18 protein-coding genes and 1 riboswitch are annotated in these 17,527 nt (G+C 30.4%); of the genes, 1 reads left to right on the top strand and 17 read right to left on the bottom strand.

Annotated features, from left to right (window positions below; genetic code table 4):
• The 13 genes from G319_RS09740 to G319_RS0103175 form a co-directional block, all read right to left on the bottom strand.
• Entirely contained in the window at positions 1 to 957 is a 957-nt protein-coding gene (locus G319_RS09740; protein WP_026389648.1) for a hypothetical protein, read from the bottom strand.
• Positions 950 to 1,975 carry a hypothetical protein gene (locus tag G319_RS09735; RefSeq protein ID WP_026389647.1) on the bottom strand — a complete coding sequence of 342 codons (1,026 nt, stop codon included), beginning with the start codon at positions 1,973 to 1,975 and terminating at the stop codon, positions 950 to 952. The genes G319_RS09740 and G319_RS09735 overlap by 8 nt, the downstream gene beginning before the upstream one ends.
• The gene (locus G319_RS09730; RefSeq protein ID WP_026389646.1) at positions 1,965 to 3,287 is read right to left on the bottom strand and encodes an ATP-binding cassette domain-containing protein; all 1,323 of its coding nucleotides are present in this window, start codon (positions 3,285 to 3,287) and stop codon (positions 1,965 to 1,967) included. The genes G319_RS09735 and G319_RS09730 overlap by 11 nt, the downstream gene beginning before the upstream one ends.
• A gap of 140 nt (positions 3,288 to 3,427) precedes the next feature.
• Positions 3,428 to 3,778 carry a hypothetical protein gene (locus G319_RS09725; protein WP_026389645.1) on the bottom strand — a complete coding sequence of 117 codons (351 nt, stop codon included), beginning with the start codon at positions 3,776 to 3,778 and terminating at the stop codon, positions 3,428 to 3,430.
• Positions 3,779 to 3,845: 67 nt separating this feature from the next.
• Positions 3,846 to 4,205 carry a 50S ribosomal protein L20 gene (gene rplT, locus G319_RS0103215; protein WP_026389644.1) on the bottom strand — a complete coding sequence of 120 codons (360 nt, stop codon included), beginning with the start codon at positions 4,203 to 4,205 and terminating at the stop codon, positions 3,846 to 3,848.
• A gap of 23 nt (positions 4,206 to 4,228) precedes the next feature.
• Positions 4,229 to 4,423, bottom strand: a complete 195-nt coding sequence (gene rpmI, locus G319_RS0103210) for a 50S ribosomal protein L35 (RefSeq protein ID WP_026389643.1) — start codon at positions 4,421 to 4,423, stop codon at positions 4,229 to 4,231.
• 24 nt (positions 4,424 to 4,447) lie between these two features.
• Positions 4,448 to 4,993, bottom strand: a complete 546-nt coding sequence (gene infC / locus G319_RS0103205) for a translation initiation factor IF-3 (RefSeq protein ID WP_026389642.1) — start codon at positions 4,991 to 4,993, stop codon at positions 4,448 to 4,450.
• Positions 4,994 to 5,182: 189 nt separating this feature from the next.
• The gene (locus G319_RS0103200; RefSeq protein WP_026389641.1) at positions 5,183 to 5,659 is read right to left on the bottom strand and encodes a PTS sugar transporter subunit IIA; all 477 of its coding nucleotides are present in this window, start codon (positions 5,657 to 5,659) and stop codon (positions 5,183 to 5,185) included.
• Between the two features lie 95 nt (positions 5,660 to 5,754).
• Positions 5,755 to 7,476, bottom strand: coding sequence for a phosphoenolpyruvate--protein phosphotransferase (gene ptsP / locus G319_RS0103195; protein ID WP_026389640.1), 1,722 nt, complete (start codon positions 7,474 to 7,476; stop codon positions 5,755 to 5,757).
• 89 nt (positions 7,477 to 7,565) lie between these two features.
• On the bottom strand, positions 7,566 to 8,528 hold the full coding sequence (locus G319_RS04735) for a Gfo/Idh/MocA family protein (RefSeq protein ID WP_051350876.1): 963 nt from the start codon (positions 8,526 to 8,528) through the stop codon (positions 7,566 to 7,568).
• Between the two features lie 84 nt (positions 8,529 to 8,612).
• The gene (locus G319_RS04730; protein ID WP_084514142.1) at positions 8,613 to 10,772 is read right to left on the bottom strand and encodes a PTS fructose transporter subunit IIABC; all 2,160 of its coding nucleotides are present in this window, start codon (positions 10,770 to 10,772) and stop codon (positions 8,613 to 8,615) included.
• 8 nt (positions 10,773 to 10,780) lie between these two features.
• Complete coding sequence (gene pfkB / locus G319_RS0103180) at positions 10,781 to 11,713, bottom strand: 1-phosphofructokinase (protein WP_026389639.1); 933 nt, start codon at positions 11,711 to 11,713, stop codon at positions 10,781 to 10,783.
• Between the two features lie 8 nt (positions 11,714 to 11,721).
• Positions 11,722 to 12,420: a DeoR/GlpR family DNA-binding transcription regulator gene (locus tag G319_RS0103175; RefSeq protein ID WP_026389638.1), complete on the bottom strand. Its 699-nt coding sequence runs from the start codon at positions 12,418 to 12,420 to the stop codon at positions 11,722 to 11,724.
• Positions 12,421 to 12,557: 137 nt separating this feature from the next.
• A riboswitch (TPP riboswitch) is annotated at positions 12,558 to 12,646 on the top strand.
• A gap of 382 nt (positions 12,647 to 13,028) precedes the next feature.
• Between G319_RS0103175 and G319_RS09720 the strand changes: the two genes are divergently transcribed.
• Positions 13,029 to 13,553, top strand: a complete 525-nt coding sequence (locus G319_RS09720) for an energy-coupled thiamine transporter ThiT (RefSeq protein ID WP_280123371.1) — start codon at positions 13,029 to 13,031, stop codon at positions 13,551 to 13,553.
• 8 nt (positions 13,554 to 13,561) lie between these two features.
• Here the strand turns inward: G319_RS09720 and G319_RS09715 are convergent, their stop codons facing one another.
• Genes G319_RS09715 through G319_RS09705 form a run of 4 tightly spaced genes read right to left on the bottom strand, consistent with a single transcriptional unit; the run spans position 13,562 to position 17,463 of the window.
• Positions 13,562 to 14,854, bottom strand: coding sequence for an FtsX-like permease family protein (locus G319_RS09715; protein WP_026389636.1), 1,293 nt, complete (start codon positions 14,852 to 14,854; stop codon positions 13,562 to 13,564).
• Positions 14,847 to 15,554 carry an ABC transporter ATP-binding protein gene (locus tag G319_RS04725; RefSeq protein ID WP_051350875.1) on the bottom strand — a complete coding sequence of 236 codons (708 nt, stop codon included), beginning with the start codon at positions 15,552 to 15,554 and terminating at the stop codon, positions 14,847 to 14,849. Before G319_RS04725 ends, G319_RS09715 begins: the two co-directional genes overlap by 8 nt.
• A 38-nt stretch (positions 15,555 to 15,592) precedes the next feature.
• Positions 15,593 to 16,081, bottom strand: coding sequence for a hypothetical protein (locus G319_RS09710; RefSeq protein ID WP_026389635.1), 489 nt, complete (start codon positions 16,079 to 16,081; stop codon positions 15,593 to 15,595).
• Between the two features lie 29 nt (positions 16,082 to 16,110).
• Positions 16,111 to 17,463 carry a phosphatase PAP2 family protein gene (locus G319_RS09705; RefSeq protein WP_026389634.1) on the bottom strand — a complete coding sequence of 451 codons (1,353 nt, stop codon included), beginning with the start codon at positions 17,461 to 17,463 and terminating at the stop codon, positions 16,111 to 16,113.
• Positions 17,464 to 17,527 lie beyond the last annotated feature (64 nt).

Below are 17,527 nucleotides of genomic sequence, written 5' to 3'. Positions count from 1 at the left end.
TTATTTTCCTCTTTTGGACTTATGTCCTTTTCTAACTTGTTTTAACTCATCTACACTTTGACTAAGTTTTAGCATTTTTATATATTCAACACTATTTATATTAACTATTGAATTTGATAAAACCACCCTTTGTGCGATGCTCTTCATAGTTTTAGATCTAATGAAGTAAATGACCATAAATATGGTAATAGCAGATATCGCTATTACGTATGGAAGTCATCTAATACTATTATACCCAAAATTAACCGTCACTTCTACTCCACCATGTCCAATATATGTATGAACTAAATCTGGAGAATTAACAAACCCGGCTTGAATTATGTTCACTGAATATCTGAATGGGTGCGCATACATTGCATAATTCAACCATTCAATTGATGTAATAGTTTCAAACGGGAATCCTAATCCTAAAAATTGTAAGGCTGCAACATATAATAATAAACCAATCATGTTAGAACCCTTAGAGTGGCCAACATTTTGATGAACAACCAAAGCCACAAAATAACATGTTAATCATAATAAAATTAATCCAGTTCAAACCATTAGTTGATTTGCCTGTCCTATCAAGGTTATTTGTGATGGGAATAGTGCAATTGTAATTAAAATAATTACTCCAGCTATCACAGCCGTGGAAAGAATGTTGAATGAAATCAAAGCATAATGTCTTGTTCATACAGACATTGATGTTTTCTTTGTTCTTTCTCAAAATTTCTTATCTCTTCACTCATTTAATGTTCGTAAGAATATATACATTGAATTTCTAATAACAACAACACAAACTCCTGATATCAATAAAAACGGATCATTTGATTTAAATCCAACCCAACAAAGAATTGTGTACAATGACACAAAAACCCCCAAAAAGATATTTGTGTAGTTCATTAATCAAGCTTTGGTTTGCAATTGCATTAAAGATCAAAATGTATTTCACTCTCTTTTAAAATTACTCTTAAACATTTTGATCACCACCTTTAGAATTGGTTTTTCTTTTTGGTTTTTTAACTCTTCTATTCTGTGATTTTATAATCTTCATTTGTTCTTCTAATTCACTCTTAGAACTTACATATTTAATACTTCTTATATTTTCAATTCTTTGGTTAAAGTTTTTCGCATTATTATATTTTCTCAATCTAGATTTATAGCTTCGACTTCTTTTAACTAATCAAATGAATAAAAAGCTAAACCCAAATATCCATACTATTGATATAACAGATGGTAACCACCATCCATTGCCTCCATAACCAAAACCTTGTTGGCCCAATCAAGTATCAGGTGATACCCCAGGGAATTCCATTGAACTAGAAACTCCAGATCAAGAAGCTTGAATTAGGTTCAACGGATATCTATGTGGGAATAAATACATAACAATATTTAACTCTTTAATTTGACCAACAACATTTCAAGGAATACCAAGTCCTAATAGATACATCGGTAAGAAGTAAGAAAGCATTGTCACAATGGCTGCAAATTGACTATTTTTAAATATTTGGACAATCACTAATGCCATCACGTTTGATAAAACTACATTTAAGATAAACCCTATTATGAACGGGAGAATATCCACTTTGTATAATACAGCTCTTTGTGACTCAAATATCATCCCTAAGCCAAAAAGTACTGCAAACATTAATATATTTATGAATCAATTAAACACAAATATACAACTATACGTTAAATAGTTAGATACAGGTGTTGCTGATATCTTTTTGAAAAATCTCTTGTCTCTTCAATCAGACATAATTGTAGTTAAAGTATGCTGAGAATTTCTAATTGAACTTATCGCAATCGCACTTGCTAAAACGAATGGATCAGATGAAAAGCCATCTGTTCCAACTGGTTTCAATGCAACCCACCCCAACATGGTAACTGATGTAATTACGAAGTTCAATACAATATTTGTAGGATCGGTAAAGTAATTCAAGAGTTGTGCCTTAAACAACTTACCAAATACCCTAGCCTTATTTCTATTTTGCATTATGCTTATCTTTGGGTTTCGTATTTTTTAACTTAATGGAATCTTTCAATTTTTGTTTTCTGGATTCGTTTTTTAAACGTTTTATTTCTTCAGCTATATATTTTCTCTTTAATCTATTCAATTCTTTTTTCTCTTTTGCTGAAAGTATGATTTCGGCAGAATCCAATTCGTACAATTTACGTTCGTTAGAGAAAGCATCAGTTAAATCGTTTCGTCCAAAATTAATAATTTTACTTAAAATCTTTGTGGCATAATGGGCGCCTATTTCATCGCTTTTCTTCAATTCCTTATAAATACTTGTAAGTTCAGCCGCTGTAGCTTTAATGCGCTTTAAAGCGACTTTTGTAGTGTGTTTGTTGATGTCTGCTCTTGAGAAATCATGAATAATTCATTTAAGGTCAGCTGTATAGAAAACAATATTTCTAACTTGTGCATCCATTTGATTCAGGTCATACCTTGAGCCTTCAATATCATCAATAACCCTAGTTAACTCATTGATATAAGAATTTAATTTGTTTTCAATTGGTGTAAATATTTTTCTCTTGTTATTAGATGATCTTTCTTTGATAGATTCTTCTTTGAAAACTGTCTTTTGATAATTTGCAATCGATTTATGATCGCGTTTTATTTTACGTTTTTGTAAGTCATCTAAGATTTCACCATCATGAATGTATATAACTCTCGATGATAGTTTTTCTAAGAAACTTGAACTTGGAGAATTCAAAATAACAGTATTACCTTTCTTCAAATATTCAACCAAAAAGTTAGTTATTTGCTCAGTATATTTTCAATCTATATTAGATGATAATTCATCAATTAAAACTAATTCAGGTTTGTATAAAAATATTAAGAATAGAGCAAATAATTGTTTTTTAACTATCGATAGTTTTGAAAGGCTCTTCTCTCATATTTGATTAACCCCAAATACATTCTTAATATTGGCAATCCATTCTTCATCTTTGACATCATAGGCATTTATTCATATTTTTGCGATATCTTTTACGATGAAACCATTGGGTCACTCTTGTTCTCGTTTTTGAAATCCAATAGCTTTTGTTAAGTCATTTTCATTTAGTGAATATACAATTTCTCCAAATGTAGGTTTTGCATCATTAGCAATCAAACTCATCAAAGTTGTTTTACCACTTCCATTTGAACCAAGTATTGAAATACATTCTTTTGGATAAATCTTAAGATCCAAATTTTTAATTGCCCAAACTTTCTTCTTGAAAACTTTTGAGACGTTTTTTAATTCAACCAAAGGTTCAGGTTGGATTTTTTTATCTATTGTTTTTTTCTCTACTTCTCTCATTTTATTTTATTAGATAAGCTATCTAATCCCCTTTTGAATCTATCATTGCTTCTTAAAATTATTTTACTACTGGTTTGAAAAATAGATATATTTTTTCCAAATAAATGGAAAAAAACAAATCCAGCTAGGGATTTGTTAAATTATTTTTCTGAATAGTATCCTTCATCGAATTTTCATTCTGTTGCATAGATGTATTTTAAAATTTTAGATGCATCTTTTTTTGGTCTACTTCCAACACAATTACGGTGAATTGCGATATAGTTAGAATCTTCAAGAACCGGTTTTTTTGTGTTAATTAAATCGATCGTTCAAGCAAAACCATCTTCTGTTATTTCGGCAAACAACTTTCTTTCTAAGTGGAACTTGCAGATATAACATAATCTAAATTCTGTTGCGTCTTTATTAACAAGTACTGGAGCATTATTTCATGCCGCTTCAAATTCACTTAAACCGAATTCTATTATTCCTTTTTCTTCATTAACTTTAGCCATGTTACACCTCATTTAATCTATTAATATTATAAAGCATAAAAAAACAACCTTGCGGTTGTTTAATGAATTATTTAGCTAAAGCTGCTTGAACAGTTTTTACTAATCCTTCAAATTCTTCAGGGTTGTTAATTGCTAATTCTGATAACATTTTACGGTTAACATCAATGTTAGCTAATTTAACACCATTCATAAATCTTGAGTATGATAAACCATAAGGTCTAACAGCTGCGTTGATACGAACGATTCATAATTGTCTGAAATCACGTTTCTTTTGTTTACGTCCAATGAAGGCGTAAGCCATAGAACGAACTACTTGTTCATGTGCTTTTTTGTATGAAGATTTTTTTGTTCCATAGTAACCTTTTGCACGTTTGATTCAACGTTTTCTTCTTGCTCTTGTTACTTTACCGAATTTAACTCTTGCCATTGTATATTCCTCTCGTTCCTATCCTATTTTTGTAATAAACCTTTAATACGTTTTAAATCTGTTTTGTGTACTAAAGTCATTTTTTCTAAGTGTCTTTTTTGTTTTGTAGTTTTACCTGTAGCACGGTGTGATCTACGTGTTTGTCCTCTTTTTAGAGAACCATCAGCTCTAGCAATAACACGTTTTGCTAAACCTTTTTTAGTTTTCATTTTTGGCATAATTTTGTCTCCTGTTATCCTTTACTAATTTTTCTTAGGCACAACGTACATATCTAAGAATCTAGAATTTAATTTAGGTTCTTTTTCAATCTTAGCTATGTCTTCGATTAAGGCGTAGAATTTTTTAAGTGTTTCATGTCCTAAATCTAAGTATGCGATTTCTCTACCTTTAAATTTTAATGAGATTTTAACTCTGTCTCCGTCTTCTAAAAATTCACGAGCTTTTCTAGCTTTAGTTTCTAAATCGTGTTGTCCAATATTAACTGTTAAACGAATTTCTTTGTTTTCAGTTTTTGATGAGTTTTTCTTAGCTTCTTTTAACTTTTTAGCTTGTTCATATTTGAACTTACCAAAGTTAACAATTTTAGCAATTGCAACTCCATCAGGTTGTGTTCCAACTTGGTATAAGTCTAAGTTTTTTGATTCAGCTAATTCAATAGCTTCACGTTTAGACATAACACCTCTCTTATCACCGTTTTCATCAATAACGAAGATTTCTCTCGCTCTAATGAAATCGTTGATAGGATCTTGATTTTTAACTGGTCTCGAATTTCTATTTCTTTGATCCATGTATGATTCTCCTCTTTTTTTAAATATAAAAAAATGTGCCGTTAAAGAATTAGAAAGCACATTTTATATAAGTATAAATCTATATATTTGACTACCACATCGCTTAATGCTAATGGTGAGCTTAGTGCTTCTTCTTTAAACAATAATATTGTATAAGAATGACACACTAAATACAAGTAAATATTTCGATTATTTTAAGATAGCTACTAAATCACCTTTAGCAACTTTTCCTGTTTTAACAATTTCAATTTCTTTTCCAGCTTGATCTGTGAAAATTAATGGAGTTGTTGTTGAAGGAACTTTAGTTTTGATTGTTTTAATATCAACGTTTACTAATTTATCTCCAACTTTAACTTTTCCACCTTGTTCAACGAAAGCTTCAAAACCTTCACCGTTTAATGTTACAGTGTCTAATCCGATGTGGATTAATACTTCAACACCTGATTTGTGTTTGATTCCATAAGCATGTTTAGTTGGGAATACAGTTACTAATTCCCCTTCGATAGGTGCTACGAACTCTCCGTTTGCAGCAGGTACAAATGCAAATCCGTCTCCCATCATTTTTTCTGAAAACACTTCGTCTTCAACTTTATCTAAACCTACTAATTTACCATCAACTGGTGCATAGATTTCGATAGTTTTATTTTTTTTACCAAATAATCCCATAATATTTTTCCCCTTATTTTTATGTATTATACTTATTATTTTACTCCAATTTAAATAAAAAAAACCAAAACTTTGTTTTGGTTTGTTTATTATTTTTATTTATCAGCTAAGAAAGCGTCTACTAATGCTACAACTTCATCTGTTGTTTCACTTGCTAATGCTTTGTTTGCTAATTCTTCAGCTTCTTTAGAATCAATTTTTGACATTAATGATCTAGCTCTTAACATTGAAGTAGCTGACATTGAGAATGCGTCTAATCCTAATCCTAATAAAATTGGTAATGCTTGAACTTCTCCAGCCATTTCTCCACACATTCCAGCTCATTTACCGTTTGCGTGTGCTCCATCAATAGTCATTTTAATTAAACGTAAGATTGAAGGGTTTAATGGTTGGTATAGGTATGAAACATTTTCACTCATACGGTCAGCAGCCATTGAGTATTGGATTAAGTCGTTTGTTCCGATTGAGAAGAAATCTGCATATTTAGAGAATTTATCTGCATTAACTGCAGCTGCAGGGATTTCAACCATCATTCCAACTTGAACTTCTTTATCGTAAGCAATTCCTTCTGCATCTAATTCTGCTTTACATTCTTCAACGAATGCTTTAGCATTTTTAAATTCATCAATTGTTGCGATCATTGGGAACATAATTCCTAAAGGTCCAAATGCTGATGCTCTTAATAAAGCACGAATTTGATCACGGAAGATATCTTTTCTATCTAATGTAAATCTAATAGCACGGTAACCTAAGAATGGGTTCATTTCATGTGGGAATTCGAAGTATGATAGTTTTTTATCTCCACCGATATCTAATGTACGGATAACTACTAATTTTCCATTCATTCCTGTCATAACTTCTTTATAAGCTTCAAATTGTTCTTCTTCTGTTGGGAAGTGATCGTTATCCATGTATAAGAATTCAGAACGGAATAATCCAACTCCGTCTCCACCATGTTCTAATACTCCTTCAACATCTGAAGGAGAACCGATGTTTGCTTCGATTTCTTTATGTTTACCATCTTTTGTTAAAGTTTTAGCATCTTTGAATTTTGCTAATTCAGCTTTTTCAGCAGCAAATTTTTCAGCAGCTGCAGCTAATTCAACTCTATCAGCTTCTGATAAATCTAAAGTAACTTCACCAGTTGCTCCATTTAATGCAAATACTTCTCCATCTTTAACATCTGTTGTGATTGTTCTTAATCCTAAAACAGCTGGGATTTCTAAACTTCTTGCCATAATAGCAGCATGTGAAGTTCTTCCACCAATATTAGTTGCGAATCCTTTTACGAATTTTTTATCTAATTGAGCTGTTTGTGAAGGAGTTAAGTCTTCAGCTACAATAATTACTTCTTCAGAAATTGTTGATAAATCAATAATTTTGATTCCCATTATGTGTTTAATCATTCTTGAAGCAACATCTTTAATATCAGCTGATCTTTCTTGGAAGTAAGCATCTTCCATAGCAGCGAACATTTCATAGTAATTGTTTGTGATTGTGTGTGCAGCAAATTCTGCATTCACTTTATCGTTTTTAATCATTGATTCGATTTCTTCTTTAATTGCAGGATCTGCAGCGATATCTTTATGTGCTTCAAAGATAGCAGCTTTCTCTTCTCCTAATTTAATTAAAGTAGTAGCTTTTAAACTTTCTAAATCTGCAACAGTTCTTGTTACAGCATCATTTAATTTAGCTAATTCTGCATCAACGTCAGAAATAACTTTTTTAGCAATTTTAATTTCTTCTTCAGCTAGTACTAAGGCTTTTGCAACAGCAACACCTTCACTAGCTCCGATTCCGTTCATTTTTTTACTCATATTTTTTCTCTCCATACTATGTATATTATTATAAATTATATTATTTCTATTTCCATTGTCTTATATGATATTTAGAATTATTTCTACGATTAATTACCCATTTCCGTGTTCTCTAAAACTTTTATTGTTTGTTTGTTCATTTCTAGATACTTTTTCATTCTTTTAAAGTCTTGATTTGAAACCATTTCAAGGAATGCTTTTGTTTCATAGTAGAACGGGTCTTTTTGTTCTACGTTGTCAATTCTAACTGGAGCAATTCTTTTTACAAAGTTTCTGATAACCACGTTTTCTAATTTTGTAATTTGTCCAATTGTAATATTCATATCATCAAAACAAATTTCTGAATCAACAGTTTGATGAGATTGTTTAGAACAAGTAATGTTCGTAAGCATTCCGTTTTCATGTTCTAAAATAACTATGTTAGTAATACCTGATTCATTAGAAAGTCTTGATGTAAATGATTTAGATTCTTTAACTTTTCCAAATAAACCAACAGCTAAACCAACTGGATATACTAGCATGTCATAAGTTGATCCTTTACCCAATTTATCATCAAAGACAGAATTATAGATGCCGTTTTTTATATCACCCATTCTAGAAGAATATTGATTCATTATTAAAGTGGCAACTTTAGGTTGTCCCATTTCAACAGTGTGTTGTAATGGTCTAAATTGTGGTAAATGATATCCTTTGTAAGCCTCTAATAGAACGACTTCATTTACTTCAGCTATATTAATTAAATCTTCTAATTCTGGCAAAGTGAACGTAATTGGTTTTTCCACAAAGACATTAACTTTTCTTTCTAGGAAAAATTTTGCTTGTTGATAGTGTAATCCATTTGGAGACGCTATATAAACAGCATCAATATCTTGAGCTATTTCTTCCAATGAATCATATCCTTTTGCATTTAATTCCATTTTTTTAATGAATTCATTAGCCTTTTCAAGTTCTCTAGAATAACAAGCAACTACTTGCCCTAACTCTTGTTGTTTTGAAGATTCAACAAACTCTTCACTAATAGCACTTGTTCCAATTGTTCCGATTTTAATCATATAAATACCTCACTTAATATATATTTTACTCTTTTTAAAACTAAATAAAAAAAAGATAATGGTCACCCATTATCTTTTAGTAAATTAAGCTGTTACTTTTTCTTCTTTTTCAGATTTTTTGAAAGATAACATTTTTTTAAATTTATTTTCTTTGTTTGAGTTTTTAACTTCTCTTACAGTAATACCAGCGTCAACTACTAGTTTACCTCTTTTAATATCTGTTTGTTTTCAGAACCCTAAAACTAGAGCCATAATAACAACACCGATAATAATAGCTAAAACATATAGTGCAATACCCATACCTTTCATCATTCCTGGATCTGTAAATAAACGTGAATCCAGTAATGGGAATACAGCAACCCCTCCATGAGGAGCTCCTAAAGTAATTTGGAATGCTCCAACTAATAAACCAGTTATTGTTCCACCGATCATAGCAGATACTGAAACTCTTTTCATATCTGAAACCATGAATGGAATTGCTCCTTCAGTAATGAAGAATGCCCCCATTAATCAGTTAGCTTTAGCAACATCTCTTTCTTTTGCAGTTCAAACTTTTCTAAATGTAACTGTAGATAAAGCGATACCTAAAGGTGGAATCATACCAGCAGCCATTGATGCAGCCATGATGTTAGTGATCAGAGGGTTTGCATCAATAGAACCTAATTTACCAGCAACTGACATTGTTCCTAATACGTAAGCAATTTTATTAATTGGTCCACCCATATCAATACACATCATAAGACCAATAATAGCTCCTAATAGAATTAATAAGTTGTGATTTGCCATTCATACTAAACCTTCTTGAATACCTCACATTGTATATCCTAAAGGAATATTGATTACAAACATTGCAAATGCTGTTCCTAATAATGATAACAATGGAATTAAAACGATATCTCTAACCCCGTGGAATCCTTTATTGAATTTTGAGAATCCTTTTGTTAATCCAAATACGATAATTGCAGCTAAGAAAGCTCCAGCAATTGCACCAATGAATCCTGATGTCATAGGAATGTCTTCAGGGAATAATTTAGATCACAGAGCTGTTCATTCACCAAATAAACCTTTATCATCAGGTGATCCATAAACGAATCCACCAGTACCATCTGCTAGTAAACCAGCAACTATACCAGGCATTAGTCCTTGAGGACCAACGATTGTGTATGCGATGTATCCAGCCATAATTGGCACCATCATCATCATAGCAGTTTTACCAATAGCTGAGAATCACCCAGCAGCAGGGTTCACTGTACCTAGTAAACCACCAGCCTCACCATTACCAGCAACGAAATCAATTAGGAATCCGATTCCTAAAATAATTCCACCAGCAACTACGAATGGTAACATTCTTGAAACACCAGCTAATACATTACCTTTGAAATCTTTGAATTTTTTAAGTGAGAATTCTTCTCCACTATCATTTCCCTCAGATTTTTGGTTTTTAATAACCACTGTGTCTTCATTGTTTTGGTATCTTTCGATAACCTTTGTTCCATTGAAAATCATATCTTTTGTTGATGTATCAATAACAGTTTTCCCATTAAATCTTTCCATACCAACCAAAGCTTTATCATGAGCTAAAATAATTACTTTAGCATTATCAACTTCTTCTTGAGTTAAACGATCTTCAGTTCCTCTACGTCCTTGAGTTTCACATTTTACTGTCATCCCCAATTCTTTAGCTGCTTCGATCATTTTTTCTTGTGCCATATAAGTATGTGCAATACCTGTAGGACAAGCTGTAATCCCAACAACATCAAAGTATCCGTTATCACTTGCTTTATTTTCTTCTTTAACTTCTGGTAAGAAGTTAACTGAAAGTTCAGCAAAGTCTTTCGCATTTCTAATTGATTGTTGTTTTGTAGAGTTCATCAATACTACAGATAAGTTTGAAAGAGCACTTAAGTGAGCTCCTCCACCTTCATCATTTGTAGCAATCATGAATACTAAGTCTACTGGTTTTCCATCTAGACTGTTTCATTCAATTGGAGTTTCTAAACTTAAGAAAGCAATTGTTGGTTCTTTAACAATTTCATTAATTGCATGAGGAATAGCTACACCATCCCCAATTCCAGTTGAGTCTTGAGCTTCACGAGCCATAATAGCTTTTTTGAACTCTTCTAAGTCAGCAACTTTATTTGTTTCAACTAATTTGTTTGCTAAAAAATCAATAACTTCATCTTTAGTTTTTAAATCTGTTTTGAAGAATGAGACGTCTGATTTGAAAAAATCTTTTAATTCCATATTTCTCCTTATAATTTTTCGACTTTAATTGTGTCTACTAAATTTTCAATATCTTGTTTTTCTGCTAATCACTGTGTAAAGGCAGTAGCCCCTCCACAAGCAGCCCCATATTGTAAAGTTCTTACAATATCAAGGTTTTTGTATAACCCGTAAGCAAATCCGGCAATCATGCTGTCTCCAGAACCTACTGAGTTTACAAGTTTACCTGTAGCAATTCCTGTTTTATAAACAGAACCATCATTTTGGAAGTACAAACTCCCTTTTGATCCCATACTTAATAAAACGTTTTGTGCCCCAAGTTCTTTTAGTTCATTTACCATTTCAACAGTTTCTTCATAAGAATATTCTCTGAATGGTTTTCCTAAAATTTCGCATATTTCTTCAATGTTTGGTTTGATTAAGAAAGGTTTAGCCTTCAATCCTTCCAACATTTGTTTTTTAGATGTGTCAAGAATAAATAATGCTTGTTGTTGGTTACAAATATCACCAATTTCTTGATAGATAGTTGTCGGAACTCCAGCTGGAATACTTCCAGCAGCTACAACAATGTCACCTTTATCCAGGTTTGTTTTTAAGTAATCTTTTAACTTAACTAGTAAATCAGCATTAACTTCTTTACCCAATCCATTAAGTTCAGTTTCCTGTTTAGCCTTTAAGTTTTTAATCTTAAAGTTTGTACGAGTTTTCCCATCAAAGAAGAAGAAGTTGTTTTTAACATTCAATTCATTAAATTTAGTAATGAATGAATCTTTATTACCCTCTCCCATTAATCCTGTTCCAAGAACATGAGCCTTTAAATTATTAAGAACCACAGCTACATTGATACCTTTACCCCCAACAACAATGTAATCATTGTTGTAGTAGTTAGTTTCACCGATGTTAAAACCGTCAGTTTCAATAATATGGTCTAGAGCAGGATTTAAAGTAATTGTATATATCATTTTCTCTCCTAACTAATCAATTCAAGGTCACTATTATCACCAAATCTATAAAATGATTTGGAATTGTACTTGCTTGAATCGGCTAATCCATAAGCTTTTTGTGAGTGCTTAATTATCTCAATTTTGATTTGGGCATGATCCGAACTAGTTGTATAAATATTAAAATCTTCATCAATCACATTTACACCAATAAATGATTTATCGAAATTGTAATTTTTTAGAGCTTCAATTGCTTCAAAACCAGTAATGGCTCCAGTTACAGCTTTAAATTTTCCACCAAGTAAATAGATGTTCTTGTGGCCATTTTCAGCTAACTTGTAAACATTTGAGATTGAATTAGTAACTATCATGAGATCTAATTTAGGATCCAACATTTTTGCTACGAAATATCCGTTCGAACCAGCATCAATAAAAATTGATTCATGCATTTTGATTTTTGAAATCGCCTTACGAGCAACTTCTTCTTTTTCAGCAACATTCTTTAAAACTTTACTTTCCAAGAAATCTTCAGTAACGATGTTTTTCTCTTTAATAGATTCGACACCACCATGATGTTTTAAAACCAAGTTCTTTTTAACTAGTTCGTTGATATCTCTACGCAGAGTAGTTAATGGAATATTAAGTTCATTTGCTAGGTCTTCAATTAGAACTATCTCTCTTTTGTCTAGATAGTTTCTAATAACTTCATATCTTTGTTCTTTAATCATACTTCCTCCTCATGTATATCATACACCAAATAAAACCAAATAAAACCAAAATAAACCACTTTGTAACTTGTTCTATTAGTTATGTCCTTAATACACCTTTATATAAATATTATATCTCTTAAGGGTTATAATCATTATGAAAAAGACAGAGGTAGCAATCGCTTGAGAAATACTCTTAGAACCTGATCTGGCTAATACCAGCGTAGGAAGTTCTTTCATATTACATATACAGTCTTTTTCATGGAGGTTTCATGAAAAAACAACACTATAAATTTTGAATCATAGGATTTGATATTTTCTATTCATTGGGTTTATTGATAACAACCTTTTATTTTGTTACTAGAATTATTATTAATCGGTTTAACAATACAGATACCCAATCTGCAATAATCCTCACAATTGCGTTGAGCATTTTATTAATAATCTTGATGATCTGTCAGGTTATGATTGCAATGATCTTAATTAAATATCATAAGTATATCAATCAAATGTTTTTATTGAGTTTAATTTCCCTCAATATTGTGGCAAGCATATATTTTTTTATCAATAGAGATTTTAAATTTAGTCAAATAAAAATACGTAAACTGACAATACTGGATATTTCTTTTATGGGGTTTAGTTTGGGACTATACTTATTGTTTGATTTTGTAACAGGATTTATTCAATTACCAGCATTTACATCTTTGTCTTTAAAATTCTTACCCTTATTTTTCCTAGCTTATTCAACAGATTTCATCAGAACTTTCATTGTGGCCTTATTGGGAGGAATTCTTTCTTGATGAATGCCTAGTAATTGAGACATAGGGATGCCTGTAGCTTATATACTAGACTATATGGTTCCAGTATTGGCAATTTCAATTGCAACCTTTATAAAACCCCTTAAAAGCGATGATAAACTTTTTAACTGAATCAATTGATTTATCTTTTTAACAATTCCCACTATCATAATTTACTTTTCTAGAGTGCTGGCCGGATATTTCTTTTATGGAGCCGAGGCTTGAGATGGATACGGAATTTTAGTTTATTCAATGGTATTAAACGCTATTAATACAACTTTTGATTATTTACTATTCATCATCATTGTCCCACCAATTTGTACAACCCTAAGATATATTTCTACTAGACTAAAATAAAAAACCGATTAACTCGGTTTTTTATTTGTTCTAATAGCTGAAGAGAAATATGTAATTGTTGGTATTGATAAGAATATCAATACCAAAGAACTATATGCATATACCCATACTAGTCAGTTTTTTAAATTTTCCTGGTCATCGAAAGCTAATGCTATCGCTGTACTTCCTGAAAATCCCAAAATTAAAGCAATAACTAAGATAACAACATTCTCAGTAATATTTCTCATGAAAATTTTAGTATTTGTATATCCTAGAATTCTTAAATCATTATTCGATCTCTTCATAGAGTGTAGATACATTGATAATCCATTGATAACCATTAGTAATCCATAAGAGATTATAATTAGGTTTAAATATACTCCAAGGAAGTTAAAGCCTTCAGCATACTTGTTATTGGAACTTTCATATGCAGAAACTCCGGACATAGCACCAATTACATTGACATTAAAATTAAGCAATACAAATGACAATACTACAATAAATATTATCGGTACAATCTTTTTGATATTGTTTTTAATATTTGCAAAGATTATTTTCATTAAATAACTTTTGAAAAAGATCAAAGTTAATAAATCCATCAATCACATTATCAAAATGTCACCCATGATAAATACAGCAATTGCTAAAAACAATCCTCCAAATAAATAGACAACTTCAGAATCTGTGAAAATTGTCAGAGCTAAATATCCAGCTAAGAAACCAATCCCAACTATTAATTTAAAAACTAAAGTTTTTGTTCTGATATTAGCTGAGTTTATATTTGATACAAACAAACTCTTATAACCCCTAGTACTAATGAAGACAACTCCGATTAAGAATACAAATCCAGCAAGGATTGTGATTATTGAATTCACAACACCCATATTTAATTTAAAGGTTTGATCTAAAATTTCTTTATCTTGTAATTTAGCGATTAAAAAGTTATTTAAAGGAATTGCCAAGATAAAACCCAATATGAAAATTGGTATCAAAATTAATAATTGTTCCCTCAATAAATCGCTAAATATTTTCTTGTGAGAAAAGCCTAGCAAACGTTTGTTATTCAATTCTGAACGACGAACCTCTAGATTCACCTTCATGATTGATAAAGATAGTAAACTACAAACAATGAATGTTAACCCTGACAAAATAATAAATATTAATCCCATATTTGATTCTTCATAGTTTTTGATTGATGAGCTTGATAATAATAGAAAAAAGGTTGAAACAATGAATGTTGAACTTATCAGAAATGCAAATGCCGTTGCTAAATTATATTTGGCATAGAATCGCATCTGTTTAAAAATAGAGTTATTAAGCATTATTTTTAAACAATCTTTCTTCAATAGCTTTTATATCAACATTTTTTGCTTCAATAATTTCATCAAGTTTACCGTTATTGATGAATAAAATTTTATCTGTTGATAAGGCCACTTCAGGATCGTGAGTAACAATAACTAAAGTTTTGTTATTTCTTTTACTATTTTCAACCAACTCTTTTAATACAATCTTTTTGTTGACTATATCTAAAGCACCAGTTGGTTCATCAGCAAAAATTATCTTTGATTCCCCAATAATTGATCTAGCGATTGCTACACGTTGTTTTTGACCACCAGAAAGTTTTCTAACATTAACTTTTAGTTTGTCTTCAAGTCCCAAGGCCTTAACAGTTTGTTCATATTTATTTTCGTCTATTTTATTACCATTATTTTTTTCAATTAATTTTATATTTTCTTCTACATTAAGATATTCAACCAATTTATAGTCTTGGAATATGTATGAGATATTTCTTGATCTAAATTTTGTTAAATTAGGTTCTTTCAATTTCGTAATGTCAGTTCCATTAATATGAACCGCTCCAGTTGTTGGTGTTTCTAATCCTGAAATGATATTTAATAGTGTTGATTTACCAGCACCACTATTTCCCATGATACCAATACACTGACCCTCGCTTATAACCGCATTAATTGGTTCTAAGACATTTTTCTTTGTTATATTTTCAATTTTAATAATTTCTTTCATTTTCTTTTCCTCCTTATTATTGATTTAACTAATAAAGATTAGATTGAATTTGTGTTATGAATATACGAAATTACCTTTAATCTACTCAAATACTTATTGTCATTATGGGTATCATAATAATCAGTACCTGCTTGTTGTTTGTTAATAGGTGCATCCACTATATCTATATGATCTTGTTCATCTAAATATACTTGAATCATCATCACCATAAAAACTATTTGAAGAATAATTAAGAACTTAATCGAATCTATATTATTTCAAATTAAATTTGAATTTACGAATGCTATCGAAGATAATACAATTACTATAAAAAATAAAGTCAAAGTCCATATCATCATAAGAGCTGCAAATAATATCACAGCTTTTTTGAATGCTTGTAAACCATTTCGACTAATCAACACTCTCAATGAACTAAAAATTAAATTAAATGTAATAATAGCGATAGCACATATAAAAAATATTCCTAAGATAGGAAATAAGTTACTAATAATTGCAGTTAAAAATATCAGTGTAATTTTTTTGTACATAATTCCCCTATTCTTTGTAATATTTTATATTATTTATTATTGTTTAATCTAATCTCTTTGTTATTAACAGAGCGATGTCTTTTTTCAATTCTCTTCATTTTAGAATCAATTATTTTGTTACTTCAATGAGTTGATATATGACCTATTTCAGCTTCATAATCATAGTGTTTAACCTTGACTACAATTCACTTATCATGATATTCATAGATAACTTTATTATCAATCCCTTTAAATCTTTTGTTGAACTTAGAAATTAAATGTCTAACTCATCGATCAACTATTCATCCAACAATTGGTAATGAAAGAAGTGATAGCATCATTGAAAATGTTGTATCAGTTAATCAGTGGAAACGATATACAACTAAACTAAAGTTCATTGACATCATATGTAAGAATCAAATTCCTCCAAAAATACGTAAACCTACTCTAACTTTTCTGTCTTCGCTTTTACCTACAAATAAATATAAAAGTGATAATAGAGAAAATGTTCCAACTGTGTGCCCTGATGGGAATGCCACGTTATTTCAAGATAAAGGTTGAGCAACTTTTCATGAATCAGGAATAAACTGATTTCACGGTTGTCAATGTGCTAATTGATCAATTCAATTTCCATTTCTTTCTCATCAAGGGAAATATCTTACAACTTCTCCATAATTTTCAAAGTAGTCATTAATCTCTTGATGATTATTCGGCAGGTTATTTAAAGCTTCATTTCATACTTCGACATCCAAAATACCAGATGTGTAGTAAAAGTATGGTCTTCCCATAGATTGTTTAATTGTAATTACAAAAATATAACATCAGATAGCATAAACAAGAATCTTAATAACATCAATTCAATATGCCTTTATTAAAATATCATCACGTTTAGAAAACTTGAATCTCAAGTAGTATAAACCAATTACTTGAAAACTACTTTCAATTACAAAAAGAATTATTCTAGCACTCATTCTAGGGACATAAGTATCAATTAATTTTGCATCAGTTCCATCACCAAAAACAGATGTCATATTTCTCTTTTCAATTATTCAAAAAACATTAATAGTTATTCAAATTACAAATCATCCTATATATAAAATATTAACCAAGTTTTCATTTCTTCTCATTCAAGAGTTCTTCTTTTGCTTATGATAATAAACAAAAGTCTCGATCAAGATAAATGCACAAGCGGCAAACATTCCAATCAACTGACTTAATCCAGCTTCATCTCAAATAACTACTCATCATCTAACTACAGGGTATTTCATTCCTTGAGCAAAAAACTCAGATATTTCCATATCCATAAAACTCGAAATTATAAAAGCTATCATAGCCAAAACAAAAAATATTCCACCAGGAATCCAAAGTCATAACTTTAAATTTTTATAATTAGTTCTATACATATATTTCCCTTTAGAAGAAATTATAACCTATTTAAAAAACAAATAAAAAAGTTGGACTTGCCAA

It is taken from the genome of Tullyiplasma multilocale ATCC 49900 (genome assembly GCF_000483165.1).
GTDB lineage: Bacteria > Bacillota_I > Bacilli_A > Mycoplasmatales > Mycoplasmataceae > Tullyiplasma > Tullyiplasma multilocale.
This window is presented reverse-complemented; position numbering and strand designations above follow the sequence as displayed.